The organism is Ruegeria sp. C8 (assembly GCF_056537565.1).
In genome coordinates this window covers 38,738-57,008 of the sequence record NZ_JBQFRV010000011.1, presented here as the reverse complement: position 1 = coordinate 57,008, position 18,271 = coordinate 38,738, and the positions used below count along the sequence as shown (strand labels likewise).

At 58.6% G+C, this 18,271-nt stretch carries 15 protein-coding genes; 3 read left to right on the top strand and 12 right to left on the bottom strand.

Annotation, left to right across the window (positions count from 1 at the left end; translation table 11 throughout):
* Positions 1-49 precede the first annotated feature (49 nt).
* The 6 genes from ACR0KL_RS15040 to ACR0KL_RS15015 all read right to left on the bottom strand — a co-directional run bounded on the left by ACR0KL_RS15040 (position 50) and on the right by ACR0KL_RS15015 (position 7,100).
* A complete protein-coding gene (locus ACR0KL_RS15040) occupies positions 50-1,195 on the bottom strand; it encodes an ABC transporter permease (protein ID WP_170680145.1) in 1,146 nt (381 codons plus the stop codon).
* A complete protein-coding gene (locus ACR0KL_RS15035) occupies positions 1,192-2,118 on the bottom strand; it encodes an ABC transporter ATP-binding protein (RefSeq protein WP_170680147.1) in 927 nt (308 codons plus the stop codon). The genes ACR0KL_RS15040 and ACR0KL_RS15035 overlap by 4 nt, the downstream gene beginning before the upstream one ends.
* Positions 2,115-3,077: an HlyD family secretion protein gene (locus ACR0KL_RS15030; protein ID WP_480555236.1), complete on the bottom strand. Its 963-nt coding sequence runs from the start codon at positions 3,075-3,077 to the stop codon at positions 2,115-2,117. Before ACR0KL_RS15030 ends, ACR0KL_RS15035 begins: the two co-directional genes overlap by 4 nt.
* Positions 3,078-3,541: 464 nt before the next feature.
* Positions 3,542-4,603: a glycosyltransferase family 4 protein gene (locus ACR0KL_RS15025; protein WP_480777211.1), complete on the bottom strand. Its 1,062-nt coding sequence runs from the start codon at positions 4,601-4,603 to the stop codon at positions 3,542-3,544.
* Positions 4,604-4,846: 243 nt separating this feature from the next.
* Entirely contained in the window at positions 4,847-5,974 is a 1,128-nt protein-coding gene (locus tag ACR0KL_RS15020; protein WP_480777210.1) for a Hint domain-containing protein, read from the bottom strand.
* A gap of 214 nt (positions 5,975-6,188) precedes the next feature.
* A complete protein-coding gene (locus ACR0KL_RS15015; protein WP_170661448.1) occupies positions 6,189-7,100 on the bottom strand; it encodes a LysR substrate-binding domain-containing protein in 912 nt (303 codons plus the stop codon).
* 90 nt (positions 7,101-7,190) lie between these two features.
* On the opposite strand from ACR0KL_RS15015, the gene ACR0KL_RS15010 reads away from it, so the two are divergent.
* The 3 genes from ACR0KL_RS15010 to ACR0KL_RS15000 all read left to right on the top strand — a co-directional run bounded on the left by ACR0KL_RS15010 (position 7,191) and on the right by ACR0KL_RS15000 (position 12,304).
* Positions 7,191-8,711: a trimethylamine methyltransferase family protein gene (locus ACR0KL_RS15010; protein WP_170680153.1), complete on the top strand. Its 1,521-nt coding sequence runs from the start codon at positions 7,191-7,193 to the stop codon at positions 8,709-8,711.
* A gap of 119 nt (positions 8,712-8,830) precedes the next feature.
* On the top strand, positions 8,831-11,299 hold the full coding sequence (locus tag ACR0KL_RS15005) for a GcvT family protein (protein WP_480777209.1): 2,469 nt from the start codon (positions 8,831-8,833) through the stop codon (positions 11,297-11,299).
* A gap of 15 nt (positions 11,300-11,314) precedes the next feature.
* Positions 11,315-12,304 carry a GlxA family transcriptional regulator gene (locus ACR0KL_RS15000; protein ID WP_480777208.1) on the top strand — a complete coding sequence of 330 codons (990 nt, stop codon included), beginning with the start codon at positions 11,315-11,317 and terminating at the stop codon, positions 12,302-12,304.
* Between the two features lie 30 nt (positions 12,305-12,334).
* Here ACR0KL_RS15000 and speB read toward each other — a convergent pair whose 3' ends face one another.
* From speB to ACR0KL_RS14970, 6 genes are all read right to left on the bottom strand, one after another.
* The gene (gene speB, locus ACR0KL_RS14995) at positions 12,335-13,318 is read right to left on the bottom strand and encodes an agmatinase (protein ID WP_170680159.1); all 984 of its coding nucleotides are present in this window, start codon (positions 13,316-13,318) and stop codon (positions 12,335-12,337) included.
* A gap of 97 nt (positions 13,319-13,415) precedes the next feature.
* Positions 13,416-14,894 carry an aldehyde dehydrogenase gene (locus tag ACR0KL_RS14990; protein ID WP_170680161.1) on the bottom strand — a complete coding sequence of 493 codons (1,479 nt, stop codon included), beginning with the start codon at positions 14,892-14,894 and terminating at the stop codon, positions 13,416-13,418.
* 9 nt (positions 14,895-14,903) lie between these two features.
* Positions 14,904-15,938, bottom strand: coding sequence for an LLM class flavin-dependent oxidoreductase (locus ACR0KL_RS14985; RefSeq protein WP_170680222.1), 1,035 nt, complete (start codon positions 15,936-15,938; stop codon positions 14,904-14,906).
* A complete protein-coding gene (locus ACR0KL_RS14980; protein ID WP_170680163.1) occupies positions 15,938-16,858 on the bottom strand; it encodes a flavin reductase family protein in 921 nt (306 codons plus the stop codon). The genes ACR0KL_RS14985 and ACR0KL_RS14980 overlap by 1 nt, the downstream gene beginning before the upstream one ends.
* Complete coding sequence (locus ACR0KL_RS14975; RefSeq protein ID WP_480777207.1) at positions 16,855-17,643, bottom strand: alpha/beta fold hydrolase; 789 nt, start codon at positions 17,641-17,643, stop codon at positions 16,855-16,857. The genes ACR0KL_RS14980 and ACR0KL_RS14975 overlap by 4 nt, the downstream gene beginning before the upstream one ends.
* Positions 17,615-18,214: an amino acid synthesis family protein gene (locus tag ACR0KL_RS14970; RefSeq protein ID WP_170473740.1), complete on the bottom strand. Its 600-nt coding sequence runs from the start codon at positions 18,212-18,214 to the stop codon at positions 17,615-17,617. Before ACR0KL_RS14970 ends, ACR0KL_RS14975 begins: the two co-directional genes overlap by 29 nt.
* Between the last annotated feature and the right edge of the window lie 57 nt (positions 18,215-18,271).

The following is an 18,271-nucleotide window of genomic DNA, read 5'->3' as shown; positions in this document are numbered from 1 at the left end:
GGTAGGGTGGCGATTCGCCTGACACGCAGTCCAAGCGCCAGATGGTTCGCTAGCCCAGGCGCTTCTTGAACCTCAATGTTGCTGCCAGCAATCCGAAAATGGCAAAGCCGATCATCCACAGGATCTCCGAGCGCAGATCATAAAGCGAGGCGTCGCGCAGAACCACGCCTCGGATCATTTCCATAAAATGCGTGGCTGGCAGCACCTGTGCGATGATCTGTACCGGTTGAGGCATGCCGTCGAACGGGAACATGAACCCGGACATCAGGATGGACGGCAGCAGGATAAAGAGGGTCATCTGCATCGACTGAAGCTGGTTCTGGGCCAGCGTGGAAATCACCAGCCCCAGCGAAAGGCTGGCAATGATGAACAGCAGCGTCACCACCAGCAATGTGCCCAGCCCTCCGTTAATTGGGACGTCAAACAGAAGATGCCCAAGCCCCAGAATGATCGCGACCTGGATCAGGCCCAGAAAGATGTAGGGGATGATCTTGCCCAGCATCAATTCGATCGACTTGATCGGTGTGTTGATCAGCATCTCCATATTCCCGCGTTCGCGCTCCCGAACGATCGCGGCGGAGGTGAACAGGATCATCGTCATCGTCAAGATCACCCCCACAAGACCTGGCACGATATTGACTGCGGATCGCTGTTCAGGGTTGAAATACAGTGTCACTTCAAATGTCGGAACCTGCCGGTTAGCAGGCAGCCTTAGCAGTTCGGTCAAGGGCATTGTCCGCAGGGATTTGATTGCGCTTGCCACCATGGTGTCCGAGCCATCGACGATCCAATGCGCAACAGGTCGACTACTGGTTTGATCTGTTGAATTGGGCAAGCCAAGCCCAACAGACGGGCTGCGGGCAAGGCGCTGGCTAACGTCCGGAGGGATGATTAGCGCGGCCCGCACGCGGGATTGCGTGATCGCGCGCTCGGCCTCTTGTGGGGTTGTCAGTTGCTCGGTGACTGTCACGACCTGCGTGGCCTGAACCATCTGCGTCAACATGCGGGACAGCTCGGTTTGGGATTGATCAACAACAGCCACAGGCACGTGGCGCAGGTTGGTGTTGATCGCATATCCGAACAATAATAGCTGGATCAGCGGGATCATGATGACCATGGCGAAGGTCATCCTGTCCCGCCGCAGTTGCAACAGTTCTTTCCTGAGGACGGCTGCGATCCGGCGGGCCGAGATCATGGGTCTTCCCCCCGCGTAGCGCTGACAAAGACGTCCTCAAGATTTGGCCTCTGGGGTGTCAGAGACAGATCAGAGAACCCCTCAAGCTGGGCGCGCAGCATGTCCACCGGCTGAGGTTCGGACTTGTCCACCAGAACCCGCAAGCGAGAGCCGACCTGAGCGGTCGACAATATCTTTGGCGTGCCGTCCAGCTCATGTTTGACCCTACGCAGATCCGGGCCTTCGACCTCCACAACGTCGGCTTGAAGATCATTCATAAGCTGGCGCGGTGATCCGTCCGCTTTCTTGACACCATGCTGGAGGATGGCCAGGCGGTGGCAGCGCTCGGCCTCATCCATGAAGTGGGTAGAAACGATCATGGTCGCACCCTGATCGACCAGATCGAACAATTGCTCCCAGAACGTGCGGCGTGTTTCGGGATCAACGGCCGAGGTCGGCTCGTCCAGAAACAGCAGTTTAGGCCGGTGCAGGATCGTGGCCGCAAGGGCCAGCTTTTGCCGCTGACCTCCGCTCATGCTGCCGCTGAGTTGATTTACGTTGGTCGTCAGGTCGTATGTGTGTAGCAGCTCGTCGATCCGATCTTTCGCTGCTTTTGCAGGGATACCGTAGATTTCCGCCGCGAACCTGAGGTTTTCCAGCACGGTCAGGTCGCGGTAGTAGGAGAAGATCTGGGTCATGTACCCGATCTCATTCTTGAGCGGTTCTGCCGCTTCGGGCATGGATCGACCCAGAACCGAGATGGATCCGCTGGTCGGCGTCAGTAGCCCGGTCAGCATACGCATGGTCGTTGTCTTGCCGCAGCCGTTAGGGCCAAGAAACCCGTAGATCTGGCCTGTTCTGATCTCAAGATCCAGATCGTTGACGGCGGTGTTTGTTCCGAATTGCCGGGTCAGGCCGCGTGTCGACACAACGACATCTGTCATGGCATGGGAACCTGCACTGGAACGCCGGCAGGCAGGTCCGGCGACGCGGTGGGCAGATCAATTTCGGCTAGATAGACAAGCCGCGTCCGGTCATCTTGGTTCAAACCATAGTAAGGGGTGAAGGACGCGTCGTCGCTGATCCACCGGACCACGCCGTCCAGCGGGGCATCCAGCCCATCGACATTCACCTCCAGCGTATCGCCGGGTTTCAGTTTCACGCGATGCGGTTCGGGTACATAGACGCGGGCATAGGGTGTCTGCCCCGTGACCAGAACGGCCACGGGGCTGCCGGTCGTCACCCGTTCACCAAGGTTCCAAGGCAACGAGTCCAAGACGCCGTCGCGTGTTGCGACAACGGTCAGATCCTCCAATACGGTCTGTTCCGCGTCAACCGACGCTTCGGCTGCGCGGACGTTGGCTTCGGCGACGGCGAGATCTTCGGGGCGGGTGCCGTTCTGAAGCTCTTTCAACGTTTCCTGAGCACCGACCAATTCGGCACGCGCAGAGTCCCGCAAGGCCAGATCATTTGCGACCTGCGCCTCGGTCACGACCGAGTTTTCAACCAAACGGGCATTGCGTTCATAGATTGCTTCAGCATCGGCCAATCGCGCGGTAGCCCCGGCGACCTTGGCTTGGGCAATTGCGATCTCTTCCTCGCGCGGCCCGACCTGCAGCTTCAAAAGGGTGGCTTTTGCTTTTTCCAGTTCCGCCTGAGCCAGGTTTAGCTTTGCGGTCTGCAATGTGGGATCAAGTTGAACCAGCGTATCTCCGGCCATGACGACCGAGCCTTCGGCAACTGGCAAATCGACGATGATTTCGCTGGCCGTCGCAGTCAATGCGACGCGGTCGCGTGCCAGAACACCTAGGGCCACGCTCGTATCCGAGGCAGAGCATCGGTCCAGAACCGCAGGCAGCATTGCCGCCAATATCAAGGGTATGGGGATCGACAAATTCAGCACGGGGTCCCTCCGGGTGTTAACCTCTGGTCGCGTTGGACGGTTTGTTGAACCATACAATCATGAAATCGGAATTGTATATGTTGTCTAGCCTTTCGCGAAGACCGCACCGATCATGCGATGCGTTGTGCCGGTTTCAAACCTTAAGCTTGTCCTGACACACCATTTACCTGCCATGCCTTCGGCAGTGTTGGATCAATGGGGTTCTCAAAAGCATCAAAAGTCAAAACGCGCGCTGTCATAGCGGGCGAAAAGAACATCGCAGTCATCAGACTCCTGACGAATGGGTCTGGGGAAATCCAGAATTTCAAACCCGTTCTTACCCATGAAAGAGACGAGCTCTGAGAACCTGTATCCACCCACACAACGCCGTTTTACATTCGCTTCGGCCAACACAAAGATAGCTCTTTTTGCGCGAGATCTACCCTCAGCCCGCACAGTTGGCGAAGGATCAGACGAGGTATCGATCATGTCATGGGCCGGTCTGGTTGGTGTTCAAGAAGGATGTTCATCAGCTTGTGGCTTATCACCTCGGGCGAGTGCATTTGCGCATGGTTCAAACAGGCCTGTCGCAGCCTCTGATACTCTGAGGTTTCCATCTGCAGCGATCGGATCATGGCGCGGATCAACCCTCGGTGCAAGCTTGGGTCATAGAGTGTTGTCTCATGCAGTTCCGGCGGCGTGATTTCCTTCATTTCGCGCAGGGCAGGGCCGATGATCGGTAATCCGAAACTTATGGCCAGTGAAACAGTGCCCGAGCTGAACAGCTCGGAATAGGGGGCTAGAAAGAAATGCGCGTTCGAGAAGATTTCGGGGATCTCTTCATCCGGGATACGGTCGGTTCTGAGCGAAATGTTCTTATTCCAGCCTAGGCGCCTCAGCAACCGTCTTTGGCTGCCGAAAGCCTTGCCGTACATGTTCAGACTATAGTCATAGTCCCGCTTTGTCAGCTTAGCGGCGGCGTCCCGGATGCGCTCTGCCCCTTTTTCTCCTCGAAACATTCCGAAGAACAAAAACGTGGTTGGTCTGCGATCCGGCATAGGGCGCGCCAGCGTGATGTCTTGCGGCTCGTACGACCCGAGGTAGCTTGGATGGGAAATCACATGAATACGGCTCGGGTCCGCCCCGTATTCCGAGATCATGTGATCGCGGGCATGGGGGGCGTGAACGTGGATGGCGTCGGCCCGTTTGACCAGCGATTGGCGGGCTTGACGAAAACCGTCAAGGCTGATCACCTTGTGCGGGCGGGCGTTGCGAATGGTCCAGACCAACCGACCGCCCTGCGCGCGGTAGCTGTCAACCGACAGTTCCGCCGTGTGCAAAAGGTCCCTATTGTTTTGCGCATCTGCGTCACGGCCAAAGATCCGGTCATCCCAACGTAGATGGGTTACTGGGTGTTTGGCCGCATCCAAATTCAGAAGTGCGCCTTTGCCGCCGCCGACGAACTCGACCCTGTCTGTCGCGCAGCGATACATCAGATTGCGCTGATAGGGGTTTCCGTCGGCGGTCGGAATGTTGAGGACCTGCACCGGATTTCCGCCGTTCACAAGGACCCGCCGAGTTCGTCTTGGGCGGTTTTTATTCTGGGGTTCGGCGAAATTGTCACTTGGCTCATATCTGCCCAGATCAAAGGGTCTGTTATCGACTGCATCCAACGAAATTGGATGCTCGGCGTCTGCAGGCTTGCTTGATGATTGGGGTGATAGCAACCCTTTTCTGCCAGCAACCCCGGCCTGGGCCAAGCGCGTGGTTGCCGGGGCAGGGGTCCCTGCTCAGTTATGGGCAGCCTGACCGTCGAACAAGGGTTTGCGGTTCCCACGGTGACGTTCAACAAGTTTCGAAATCCACTTGCCCTTTTCAGGCACCAACCTTGCCGTTAGCGGTCGAAAATCAAGCGCCGCGCATTCTGGGAAAAGCGCTTTGACCTCTTGCCGCGCTTCGGGTGAGATCGCCTGCATGGTCAGTGGCCCCAGATAGAGGCTTTCCGTAGGCGTGCCGTTGGACCAGATGATCTCATGCTGATCGAACAGGATGTGGTGATACTGAACTCCGCCAGACAGTTCGTCCAAAACATCGACACCGCTCAACGGCAGCAGTTTCTTCGCGGGCAGCAGGATATCCTGACAGTCGAACATCCGCTTGGCGATGGCTGAGGAGACCAAAATCCGGTGCTGAGGCGACACGATCAGATCGCGCCGCGGATAGCCGGGACCCAACGCATCCGCCCGGATCACAATGGGCTTGAGATGCGGTTTGTCCTCAAGTTGGTTTTGGCTCAGGCCACGAGAGCCAATCCAGCAAACCGGCCGCAGCCCGTTGTCATATGTCAGGACCTGATCGCCGACCTTTAGGTCCTCGACCCGAACAAGCCCCTCTGATGTTTCGATCAGTGTTCCTGATGCAAAACAGGGTACATCCTCGAATTCACCGCTCGCATTGGTCGGGCCGGTCACGACCTGATCGATTTCGATGGTGTTGTCACCATCCTCGTTCCAAGCTGCCGCGATTGCGTCGGTGTTGACGGTCAGGCCGTTGAACAATTCAAGTGGAACAAGCGCGCCATCGTCGGACTTCACACCGAACAGGGCAATGGTCCCGTCCGGGTTCACCTCGAGCCGGACAACAGGATCAGTGTCCGAGTTTTGAAGCTGCCATACGGCAGGCGTATTCACCTCGTATCGATCACCATCTGCAAATCGCACGGTTTGACCGGAGGTCCCGCTAATCTGGAACTGTAGCTCATTGGGTGCTCCGGCGGGGCCGCCGACAAAAAGATCAACACCGTTGATCTGCACGCTGAAGCTGTTGTCGAGCAGCCTGAAGTCGATGACAAACCCCCCGCCGGGGGTTGTGTCCGTAAATGTGGTAGATGCGCCGCCGACGATGCTGAAATCTGGCATTCAAGTCTCGTTTCAACCTGTAACCTGTTTTCCTTCCGTAGACGCGTAAACCCTTGCTTCTTCAAGACAGAAATTCGTTCATTTTGTGAAAAATTCGCCCCTGACGTCAGGTCCATTTGTTTTGGTTTTGCCCTAGACTGACGTGGGAATCCGCGGGCAGCGTCCTGACGCATATTTGGGGCGAGAGCGCGCGCCTCTCGATGGCGTGTCGTGCTCAGGCAGCCTCGTCCAGAGTGCGCAAAATCCAATCTCTTACCTTTCGCGCATCATCGGACAGAGGGGTTTTCTTGGACCAGACCAAATAGAACCCTTTGCCGGTCGTCCATTGCCAATCGGATCGGGCAGCCAGCAGACCCTGATCGACAAGACGGTCGGTCAGGTGTTTCCAGCCGAAGGCAAAGCCCTCACCGGCCATCGCCGCCTGCAGGACAAGCGCATAGTCATTCAATCGCAACCCCGTGTTCGGAACCGCTGTCCTGATCGAGAAATTGGCGAACCAATCGCTCCAACTCGGACGCTGACGAATGGGTTCTTCCAGATGAATGAGGCGTTGGGACAGGAGATTGGGCAGGCTTCTCAGATCAACTGCGGCGGCCATGACGCGGGGCGAGGCGACAGGATAGATCGCCTCGGGCGCGATCAGGGCGCTTTCGCAATCCGCCCAGTTTCCATCCCCCAGACGCACCGCCAGGCTGATGTTTTCCGCGTCGATATCCGGTTCCCGGTCACTGGATTGCAGGCGCAAGTCGATTTTCGGATGCTGGCTTTGCAGATCGACCAGTCGCGGCATGATCCAATAGTTGTTGAAGGCTGTCGATGCGCTGAGGGTGACGTAGCCCGCCTGTTTGGTCTGCTGAATGGACTCAACCGACAGGGCCAATTGCTCGAACGCGCGCGAGACATCCGCCAGCAGTCGCTCGCCGGCTCCGGTCAGGACGACCTGACGGTGACCGCGGGTGAACAGAGGTGTTCCCAGGCCTTCTTCCAGCCTGCGAATGGCAACGCTGACGGCGGGTTGTTGCACGTTCAGCTCCTGCGCGGCGCGGGTAAAGGACTGAAGGCGGGCGGCGGCCTCGAATACGACCAGATTACGAGGGGATCCAAGCTGTTTCCAGAGTTCTAGCATAATCTGTGTTTATGCTAAGCATTCAAATTTTCAAGCGTCACATGCGTTTTCTTGGCAGTTAATATGCACCCAAAAAATGGAGTGCTATTAATGGCTCGGCGCGCACGTCAATCCCGTTCCCGCGGTTCCGAGGCTGGTTCTGTCCCGGCCTCCCCTTATATCCAACGAAAGTTGGCGTTCTTTGACCCCCTGAACGAGGAAGATCTGGCCCGCCTTGAGGCTCAGGTCGACTGGATTTTCCAGGATGTGGGAATCGCCTTCCGCGACGACCCCGAAGCGCTGGAGCTGTGGCGCCGTGAAGGGGCGCGGGTCGAAGGCGATATCGTACGGGCCGACGCGCAATGGATTCGCAGCCTGTGTGCCAAGGCGCCCAAAAGCTTCAAACAAGTCGCACGCAACCCCGAGCGTTCGGTGGTCATAGGTGACGGAAATCAGGTTTTCGCGCCGGTCTACGGCGCACCTTTCGTGCGTGATCTGGAAGGCGGTCGCCGCTACGGCGATATCGAGGCGTTCGAAAAGCTGGTGAAACTGACTTACCTGCATCCGAACCTGCACCATGGCGGTTTCGTGACCTGCGAACCCTGCGACGTGCCGGTCAGCAAGCGTCACCTCGACATGATGTTGGCGCATATGACCCTCAGTGACAAACCGCATCTGGGTGCCATCACCGAGATGAGCCGCGCGCAAGACAGTGTCGACATGGCCGAGATCATCTTCGGCGCGGATTTCATGGAAGACAATTGCGTCATTATGGGCAACGTGAACACGAATTCTCCATTGCTGGTCGACCGCGTTGTCACCGAAGCGGCACGGGTCTATTCGACGCGCGGACAAGGCATGATCGTGGTTCCGTTCATCTTGTCCGGCGCAATGGGTCCGGTCAGCACCGCCGCCAGCGTCGCACAGGCCATGGCCGAGGCGATGATGGTCTGTGCCTACGTCCAACTTCTGCGCCCCGGCGCGCCCTTTGTTCTGGGCAACTTCCTGTCGTCCATGTCGCTGAAATCCGGTGCACCGACCTTTGGTATGCCGGAACCTGTGATTTCGAACTACGCCATCGGCCAACTGGCCCGCCGTGCCGGTCTGCCGCTGCGCTGCGGTGGCTCTTTGACGGCCTCCAAGATCGAAGACGCGCAGGCCGCCTATGAATCGGCGGATTCGATGCATTCGACCATGCTGGCCGGTGCAAACTTCGTTCTGCACTCGGCCGGTTGGCTCGAAGGTGGCCTGTGTACCGGTTTTGAAAAGCTAATCATGGATGCAGACCGTCTTGGCTCATACCAAAAAGTCCTCAGTCAAGGGCTGGACACCAGTGACGACGCCTTCGCCCGTGACGCCTATGACGAGGTCGACGCAGGCGGTCACTTCCTCGGCTGCGCCCACACCATGCGCAACTACCAGACTGCATTCTACGAACCCAAGCTCAGCGACAGCGAAAACGTCGAAAGCTGGGAAGAGGGCGGCTCCAAGGACATGCGCCGCCGCGCCTATGAGCGCTGGAACCAGATGCTGAGCGAATACCAACCCCCCGCAATGGACGAGGCCAAGAAAGACGAACTGGCCGCCTATGTGGCCAAACGCAAAGAAGAGATCCCGGACGCCTGGTACTAAAACCGGGATCCCTTCATCTGGCCAGAAATACCTTCAGGGGTGAATTGAGCCGCAGGCTCAAGAGGGGGCAGACAGCCCCCTTTCCCCATCACCACAAGAAAACGACACAGGAAATTCCCATGCCTGAGATTCAAAAAGACGAAACCACGTCTGGTAAAAAGCTGCCCTCCCACGCCAAGGTCGTTGTCATTGGCGGCGGCGTCGTCGGCTGTTCGATCCTCTTCCACCTGGCCAAGTTCGGTTGGAAAGACGTTGTCTTGCTGGAGCGTGACGAGTTGACATCCGGATCCAGCTGGCACGCGGCGGGTCAGATCCACACGATCAGTTCGGATCCCAACATCTCGCGCCTGCAGAGCTATACCATCGATCTCTATAAAGAGATTGAGGAAACCTCGGGCCACTCGGTCGGCATGCATATCACCGGCGGTTTCTACGCGGCGTCGACCAAGGAGTGGTACGACTACCTCAAGCGTGAACGCTCGAAAGCGCGCTACATGGGCCTGCATCAGGAATTCATCAGCCCGCAGGAACTGGCCGAGCGTCACCCGCTGATCGACCCCAAACACTATCACGCCGCCCTCTGGGACGAGCAGGATGGCGATGTCGATCCCTCGGGCGCAACTTACGCCTTCGCCAAATCCGCCCGTCACCACGGCGCGCAGTATTTCACCCATTGCGGTGTAACCTCGATGAGCCAGCGCCCCGATGGAAGCTGGGATTTGACCACCCCCAAAGGCGTCATAAACGCCGAGCAGGTTGTGAACTGCGGCGGCCTCTGGGCGCGCGAAGTGGGCCATATGTCGGGCATCCATCTGCCGGTACAGCCGATGGAGCACCACTATCTGATCACCGACGCGATCCCGATGATCAAGGACCGCATGGAGAGCATGGGCGAAGCCGGTCGTTTACCCGCGGGCATCGACTATGAGGCCAACATCTATTTCCGTCAGGAACGCCACGGCATGCTTCTGGGCACCTATGAGCCGAAATCGACCCCGTGGAAGGTCGATGGCACACCATGGGATTTCGGCCACGAGTTGCTGCAACCCGATCTCGACCGTATCGCCGACCGTCTAGAAATGTCGTTCGAGCGTATCCCCGCCATTGGCGAATCCGGTATCAAGGACACCATCAACGGCCCGTTCACCTTCGGCCCCGATGGCAACCCGATGATCGGTCCGGTTCCGGGCATGAAGAACTACTGGGTCGCCGTGGGCGTCATGGCAGGCTTCTGTCAGGGCGGCGGCGTTGGTCTGACCATGGCCGAATGGATGATCGACGGCGAGCCCTCGATCGACGTCTGGGCGATGGACGTGGCGCGCTTTGGCGAGTTCGCAACGCCGGACTGGGGCACCATCAAGTCCTCGGAAAACTACGAGCGTCGTTTCGTGATGACCTTCCCGAACGAAACGCTGCCCAAAGGCCGGATGCAGAAAACCACCGCGCTCTATGACCGTCTGGTCGAAAAAGGCGCCGTGATGGGGCAAGGCTTTGGTCTGGAAAACGCTCTGTGGTTTGCCGACAGTGCCGAAGACGCGCATGAAACGCCGACTTTCGAGCGGAACCGCAGCCACGACTATGTCGCGCGCGAAGTCAAAGCCGTGCAAGAGGCCGTGGGCGGTATCGAAATTGCCAACTTTGCCAAGCACGAGTTCAAGGGCGCTGGCGCGCGTGAATATCTGAACCGCACTCTGGCCGGCTACGTCCCGAAACCGGGCCGTCTGGCGCTGACCCCAATGCTGACCGAAAAAGGCCGCCTGTACGGAGACCTGACCGTGGCATGCCTGGGTGACGATCACTTCATGCTGTTCGGTTCCGGCACGATGCAGGACGCACACAGCCGTTGGTTCGAAAAGGACCTGCCTGCGGATGTGAGCTATGCGAATGTCTCGGATGACTGGCATGGGATCGCTCTGTCGGGTCCCAAGTCGCGCGAACTGCTGGCCCGTATCACCCGCGACGACGTCAGCGCCGATGCGCTGAAGTTCCGCGATCTACGCCAGACCTTCGTGGGCGGCGTGCCGGTGATCCTGAACCGTATCTCGTTCTCGGGCGAGCTGGGCTTTGAGATCTACTGCAAGCCGATGTACCTGCTGCGTCTGGCCGAGGCGATCGAAGAGGCCGGGGCCGATCTGGGTTATCGCTGGTACGGCGCGCGCGCGCTGATGTCGCTGCGTCTTGAAAAAGGCTGGGGCGTCTGGACCACCGATTTCCGTCCTGATTTCAACGCGGTCGAATCCGGCATGGATGTCTTCATCAACTGGAAGAAAGACTTTGTCGGCAAGGAAGCGACGCTGAAGTTCAAGGAAGATGGCGTTGCCCGCAAGCTGGTCACCATGACCATCGACGTGGACGGCATCGACGTCTCGAATGACGAAGCGATCCTGAAAGATGGCGAAGCGGTTGGTTATGTCTCGTCCGGCGGCTATGGCCACCGCGTCGGCAAGTCGATGGCGATGGGCTATGTCGCAACCGAGAGTGCCGCTCCGGGAACCAGGCTTCAGGTCGAAATCCTGGGCGCGTTCTACGATGCGGAAGTTCTGGGCGCGCCCGCCTATGACGCCAACGGCGCCAATATGCGGACGTAAGAAAGGAAAGCCGGAATGGGTCGTCCCGAGATCAATTTTGCAGATGCAAGCACACGGGTGAATGAGCTGAACCGCTTCATTTTCCTGCTGACGCCGGGGTTCTCTGCTTTGGACCTTGGGGCCGGGATCGACTCATTGGGGGCGGCCAATGCCGCCTCCGAGCAGGCTGTTTTCGAATGGAGTATCGTCAGCGAAACCGGCGAGGCGGTGACCTCATCCTCGGGGATGACGGTTGCTGTCGATGGCGGTTTGAACAAGACCCGCCGGGGCGATTGTATTGTCATTTGCGGGCCGACGACCGTGGATCGGTCGGTCTCGAATGAGTTGAAATCCTGGTTGCGTCAGGGGCGTCGGTTCGGCGTTCAGCTTTGCGGCATCGGGGGTGGGTCCGGCATTCTGGCCATGGCCGGAGTGGCCAGCGGCCAGAGCCTGAGCGCGCATTGGAAACAGCAACCCGTGATGGTCGAGCTGTTTCCGACCGTGGAATCCAACTGCTCGGTCTTTGTGGATGAAGGTCCGATTGCGACCTGCGGCGGAGGTGTCACCACGCTCGACCTGTTCTCATCGTTGATCGGTCAGGCCTGTGGTCAGACCGTTGCCTCTCGCGTGGCGGATCAATTGCTATATGCGTCGGTGCGTCCAAAGGACGGCAGGCAGACGCAGACGGATCTGTTCCGCTTTGGCCGCCGTCATGAGAAACTGGCGACCGCCATCATGATCATGCGCGAAAATCTTGAAAGCCCATTGTCGCCAAGTGTCGTGGCCGAAAGCGCGGGCCTCTCGACCCGACAGCTTGAGCGCTTGTTTCAACGGTACGTCGGCACAAGCCCAAAGAACTATATGACGCGCCTGAGGCTCGAGCGTGCGCGCACCCTGTTGCAGCAAACCGATATGCGGGTGCTGGATGTGGCCATCGCCTGCGGCTTTGGCTCAGCCAGCTATTTCTCCAAATGCTTCCGCCGGTATTTTGGAACCTCTCCGCATATGCAGCAGAAGTCGGTCTGAAAGACCGAGCTTTAGTCCGAAAACCTGCTCTTACCCCGCGCTGGGCGAACCTTTGTGGTGCAGAATACGCCCAATTGTGTTCATGAGGATTTGTGCCGCCAGAATGGCGGTGCTGCCCGTGTGATCATAATCCGGGGCCACTTCGACCAGATCCAACCCCACCACATCACCGCGCTGGGTCAGACCGTCGAGCAGTTCCAGCACTTCGTAATACAGGAAACCACCGTGGCTGGGCGTGCCGGTACCAGGCGCGATGGAGGGGTCGAACCCGTCAATGTCTATTGTGACATAGTACCTAGCGCCTACCGGTATCCGGTCCAAAACAGCCTCGGTCCCCAGCTTGCGCAACTGCCGGACCGACAGGATGTCTGACCCCATGCGACGGGCGTCCTCATAGCCCTCTTTTGCGGTCGACGAGACGTTGCGAATGCCAATTTGCGTCAGGCCCGAAACATATGATTTCTCCGCCGCACGCCGCATCGGGTTTCCGTGCCCGAACCGAACCCCGTGCCGTTCATCCACGAAATCCAGATGCGCGTCGATCTGAACAAGGTGAATGGGGCCGTTCTTTTCGCAATCGGCAGCAAAGGCATCAATGCAAGGGATGTTGACCGAATGATCTCCGCCCAGAACCACAGGCAGAGCCCCGGCCTCAAGGCATTTTTCGACACCGAGCTTTATGTTCTGGTGGCTTTTTTCGGTGCTGGTATGCACGATATCGGCGTCGCCCAGATCCACGATCCGGGTGGTTTCCGACGGCAGGTAGGTGATGTCATCTTCATGGTCGTATGCGCCGCCATGCCCAAAGGAAAACAAGGTCGAGGCTTCGCGGATGGCGCGTGGCCCGAACCGCGCGCCGGGCCGGAACTGAGTGCCAAAATCAAACGGAGCGCCAAGGATCGCGACATCAGCGTCGATCGCATCCCAGTCGCTGACATAGGGATATTTGCCAAAGGTCGAGATCCCGACAAAGGGCAAGTTTAACCGACCGCTTTCATATCCATGTGCGCTCATTCTTCAGCCTCCAACCGCTATTCTTGCGCCATAGTGTGGGATAATTTTCAGAAGGGCCATAGGGTTGTGGAGAAGAGGGCGAAATCTATCGCCACGCTCAGCGCATCACAAACGGGTTCGACATGGGTTGATCAGAGGTGTTCAGCCATACGGTCTTGGTGCGTGTGTAGTCCTGAATGGCCTCGATCCCCGCTTCGCGGCCATAGCCGGATTGGTTGTAGCCGCCAAACGGCGCGATGGGCGACACCGCTCGATACGTGTTGATCCAACAAATACCGGCCTTCAATCGGGACGACACCCGGTGCGCGCGGGCGACATTTTCGGTGAACACGCCCGATCCCAACCCGAACGGGGTTTCGTTGGCCAGAGCGATTGCTTCTTCCTCGGTGTCGAAGGGCAACAGGGACATGACGGGCCCGAACATCTCGACCTGCAGGGTCTCGGTCTCGGGCGATGCACATTCGACCAGAGTGGGCGCCATGAAGTTTCCGGGTCGGTCAAGCGGCGCGCCGCCAAACCGGATGCGCGCGCCCTGATCGGTGGATTTTGCCAGTACCGTCTTGATATTGGCGATCTGCGCATTGGTGCAAAGCGGCCCGATATGGGTCGAGGCGTTCAAAGGGTCACCCACGACGACGTCTTTCATTTTCTCTTCGATCCTGACTGCCAAGGCCTCCAGAATTGGGCGATGTACCAAACCGCGAGATCCCGCGACGCAGCTTTGGCCGGAGGCCCCGAAGTTGCCTGCGATCAGGCCATTGGCGGCCCCGTCCAGATTGGCATCGTCAAATACCAAAATCGGGGATTTTCCGCCAAGCTCCAGCGTGGTTACGGCGAAGTTTTCGGCCGAGTTGCGAACCACATGGCGCGCTGTTTCCGGGCCGCCGGTAAAGGCGATGCGATCCACGTCGGGGTGTCGGGTCAGGGGGATCGCGCAGTTTTCTGCATCGCCCGTGATAACCGAGACGACGCCGGGCGGGAAGCCCGCCTGCTCTACCAGACGCGCGAATTCCAGCATTGGCGCTGGCGCAATCTCAGAGGCCTTCAGCACCACCGAACACCCGGCGGCAAGGGCTGGACCCAGCTTGGTTGCCGTCAGGAACATCTGCGCGTTCCAAGGCACAATTGCGACGACCACACCGATTGGTTCGCGGCGGGTAAAGACATGCAGGTTGGGCTTGTCGATCGGAAGCACCGCACCTTCGATCTTGTCGGCCAAACCAGCGTAGTAACGATAGTAGTCGCCGACATAGGCCGTCTGGCTTGCTGTTTCGGCCAGAAGCTTTCCGCTGTCTTTCGTCTCAATCTCGCCGAGGCGTTCGGCATTTTGTTCAATCAGCTCTGCAAGCCTGAACAACAATTTGCCACGCGCGGTCTGCGTCAAATCCCGCCAAGCCGGGTTATTCAGGGATCGACGCGCCGCCGAGATGGCACGATCCACATCCTCGGGCGCGGCGCAGGCGAAACTGGACCATGCCTCGCCCGTAGCAGGGTTTTGCGAGGTCATGACCTGCCCGTTGGCGCCCTCGGTCCAGGTTCCGTCGATGAAAAGCTGATAGTGTGGGTTCTGTTGCATCACGGGTCCTCACTGAAACTTTGGCATCACGTCGTCGATAAACCGGGCCAGCGAAGCGCGCTTGCGCTCAAAGCTCATGCCGCTGTCGATCCAGAACGAATATTCATCATAGCCAAGGTCTTCATAGTGCTTCAGGCGATCCGTGACCTGCTCAGCCGTGCCAACTGTCAGATCGCGGCCCATGTTCTCGGGGGCCATCATGGCGTTGGCCGCCATTTCTTCATCCGTCAGGGTTTGGATCAGCCCCTGATGTACGGGTCGCTTGTTCTGAAACCACGCGCCGAAATAGTTGTAAAAGCGCGAAAGCTCACGCGTGGCCTGATCCACATCAGCGGCGTCCTGCCCGACATAAGTGTGGTGAAGAAGCATGATCTTCGGTCGCGGCCCGTCATAGTTGGCGCAGGCATCATTGAAGCGGCCCATCAAACTCTCAATCTCTGCGTTACCTTGCCAGAGAGGCGTGACCTGAATGTTGAAGCCATTTTGGACGCCGAATTCGTGGCTGTTGGGGTCGCGGGCAGCGATCCAGATCGGCGGCCCTCCGTCCTGAACGGGTTTCGGCGCAGAGGTGGTGGCAGGGAATTGGAAATACTCTCCCTCATGGGCGCAATCGCCTTCCCACAATTTGGGCAACAGGGGCGCGATTTCCCGCATGCGCTGGCCCGCGTCCCAGGCATCCATGCCGGGGATCAATCGTTCATATTCATAGGAATAGGCTCCGCGCGCGATACCCAACTCGATACGTCCCCCGGTCATCAGGTCGGCGGCGGCCGTTTCGCCCGCTAGCTTGATCGGATGCCAGAAAGGCGCGATGACCGTGCCGGTACCTAGGCGGATGTTTTTGGTGTGATGCGCAATATCGACGAGGGTCATCAATGGATTTGGCGCGATGGTGAAATCCATCCCGTGATGCTCGCCCGTCCAAACCGCGCGCATACCGGCGTCATCCGCCATTTTGCACAGCTCAATAAACTCTTCATACAGTTTCTCATGAGGCTGTTCGGGGTTGAGCCGCTCCATATGAGCAAAGAGGGAAAACTCCATCATTCAGTCCTTTCCGAGAGGGTATGTACATCGCCCCGCTGCGCATCGCCGAGGTATAGAGAAAAGTCGCGGGTCAGGCTTTCAAACGCAAAGCGGGACATCATGGTGGCGATGGCCGGGGTTGCGAATGTCAGGTCTGTAAGCTGCTTGATGGCAACCGCTTCAAGGGTGCTGTTGAGCGGCAAAGCCGGTACCGATGCGAGCGTGTAGACATGGTGCGTCGTGGCGTCGTCGTAGACAGAATAGACCGCACCCAACTGCGCTGTGATCCCGCGCGTTGCCAAGTCTTGCTGCAGGCTTTCGCGCAGGGCTTGATGATCCGACAAGCTGATCTGCGGCGGGCGGTATCCGGATGCGGTTTTCTCCAACAGCACCTTTCCGTTGCATTCGATGATCGCGCCGCAGACAACGGATCGGTCTGCGGCCTCGAATGCGCCGCGTTCCAGGCCGAGGCTGAAATACTGCCCGTTGGCGTATCCGAGGCCTCGGGTTTCGGCATAGGAATACGCCCCAACCTCTCCGATCAGAATACAGTGATCTCCGGCGTCAATGGCCTGATGCGCCCGGCAGGAAAACGTTGCAACTGCGCCATCCAGAAGAGGGACGCCATTGGCGTCCAACTGGTGCGCGGTTTTGGCAAACCGATCGCCTTTGAACCCGGCGAACGTGTTTGAGACATCCTCTTGCCCCTCAGCCAGAATGTTCACTGCGAAATACTCGCAGCTCGCGAAGGCATCGTAGGAGGACAGGTTCTTGCCCGGACAAACCAGCAAAAGCGGCGGGTCCAGAGAAACGGATGAGAAGGAATTGGCAGTAAACCCCAACGGCGTGCCTGAGGTGTCGCGCGTCGTCACGACAGTGACGCCGGTCATAAAGCTGCCAAAGGCACGCCGCAGGTCGCGAGGGTCGAGACTGGTCATTGTTGCACCTCGTTCAGAAAGGTCGAAAGGGCGGCGTTAACCTCTGCGGCGTGGGTCATCGGCATCATATGCGCGGCACCCTTGACGATCTGCGCCCGCCCGTTTGGAACAAGCTTCGCCATGGCGCGTGACATGGCGGGGGTCGAGTTGGGCTCAAGTTCACCGGTCATAAACAGCGCTGGGCAGAGGATCTTTTTCAACTCATTACTGCGCGGGTTTTTGCTGTTGGAAAAGACGGTATAGGCCTGTTTGTACCCAGCTGGGTTCGTTGCCGTCAGCCAGTTTTGACAGGCTGTACGCTCGGGCGATTCCGTGTCGCCGAACCAACGGAAGAGGGTCCCCGTCGGGTCGCTCGGTGTCTTGCCATCAAGCGCGGCGGCGCGGGTTTGTATGGCCCGTGTAGCCTCAGAATCGCGTTCGAAAATCGCGTTCAGAGCAACAACGCCCGCGATCCGCTGAGGTGCTTTGGCCGCCAGATCCAGCGCAATCATTGCGCCCATGGAATGACCGACGACGAGTGTTGGCCCGTCCAGCCGATCCAGAACGCGCAACGCGGCCTCGGTATATTCCGAAATATCCTCACGCGGGTCGCCCAAAGGGCTTTCGCCGTGACCGGGCATGTCCGGTGCGGTCAGACACGCCACCGATGCCAGCGCGTCAAATTGGGCGCCCCAGGCCTCGGCGCGCAAACCGACGCCATGCAGCAACAGGACATTCGGTCCCGCGCCGGTCTGGATTGCTGCGAGGCCGCCGATCTCAGACCGCGGCCGGGTTGTCCACGTCATGGCCCAAATCCTTGAGGTCCTGATAGCGGTCGCCAATACGGTGATGCGGCCGGCCCGAGGTCGCCGCACCAAGCACCACAACGATCTCATCGTCTCGTGGCGCATCGGGGATCGCAAATTGGATGGTCAGATAGTGCGAGCGCCGCCCGGCGTCGTTCTTGTCCATCAGCGGCACCATGATCGGAGCGTTCGCGGGCCCTCGGGTGTTGGTAAAGGCCAGATAAGACTTTGCGTCAACGGCCTGCCGGTAGTGGTTGCCAAAGCGCAGAGTGTGAATGAGGCCCGAGGCATGCTCGACCTCGCCATTCAGACCAACCACGGCGGCCTTGCCATAAGCCTCGATCGCATCCCCGCTGCCAGCCAGCGCAATCATGCGCTTGGTCATCATTTCACCCAAGACGGGACCGTAGGCCTGAATCTCGGGCTTCAGGTCTTCGACATATCGGCCAGCCCATGGGTTGGTGACTACAGCGGCCACTGCAAACATTCGCCATGGGGTTTTTGCGGGGCGAAACCCCTCGACCAGAACCTCTTCGTCATAGGTTACGATTTTGCGTATTTCCGGCTGCATAAAACTTCTCCTGTCGCGCGGGCCGACGTTAGAAACGGGGCTGATTTTTGACAAATG

Excerpts from the sequence above, each read along its gene's own strand:
- ACR0KL_RS15040 (WP_170680145.1), bottom strand. The coding sequence starts at position 1,195 with ATGATCTCGGCCCGCCGGATCGCAGCCGTCCTCAGGAAAGAACTGTTG.
- ACR0KL_RS15035 (WP_170680147.1), bottom strand. The coding sequence starts at position 2,118 with ATGACAGATGTCGTTGTGTCGACACGCGGCCTGACCCGGCAATTCGGA.
- ACR0KL_RS15020 (WP_480777210.1), bottom strand. The coding sequence starts at position 5,974 with ATGCCAGATTTCAGCATCGTCGGCGGCGCATCTACCACATTTACGGAC.
- ACR0KL_RS15015 (WP_170661448.1), bottom strand. The coding sequence starts at position 7,100 with ATGCTAGAACTCTGGAAACAGCTTGGATCCCCTCGTAATCTGGTCGTA.
- ACR0KL_RS15010 (WP_170680153.1), top strand. The coding sequence starts at position 7,191 with ATGGCTCGGCGCGCACGTCAATCCCGTTCCCGCGGTTCCGAGGCTGGT.
- ACR0KL_RS15005 (WP_480777209.1), top strand. The coding sequence starts at position 8,831 with ATGCCTGAGATTCAAAAAGACGAAACCACGTCTGGTAAAAAGCTGCCC.
- ACR0KL_RS15000 (WP_480777208.1), top strand. The coding sequence starts at position 11,315 with ATGGGTCGTCCCGAGATCAATTTTGCAGATGCAAGCACACGGGTGAAT.
- speB (WP_170680159.1), bottom strand. The coding sequence starts at position 13,318 with ATGAGCGCACATGGATATGAAAGCGGTCGGTTAAACTTGCCCTTTGTC.
- ACR0KL_RS14990 (WP_170680161.1), bottom strand. The coding sequence starts at position 14,894 with ATGCAACAGAACCCACACTATCAGCTTTTCATCGACGGAACCTGGACC.
- ACR0KL_RS14985 (WP_170680222.1), bottom strand. The coding sequence starts at position 15,938 with ATGGAGTTTTCCCTCTTTGCTCATATGGAGCGGCTCAACCCCGAACAG.
- ACR0KL_RS14980 (WP_170680163.1), bottom strand. The coding sequence starts at position 16,858 with ATGACCAGTCTCGACCCTCGCGACCTGCGGCGTGCCTTTGGCAGCTTT.
- ACR0KL_RS14975 (WP_480777207.1), bottom strand. The coding sequence starts at position 17,643 with ATGACGTGGACAACCCGGCCGCGGTCTGAGATCGGCGGCCTCGCAGCA.
- ACR0KL_RS14970 (WP_170473740.1), bottom strand. The coding sequence starts at position 18,214 with ATGCAGCCGGAAATACGCAAAATCGTAACCTATGACGAAGAGGTTCTG.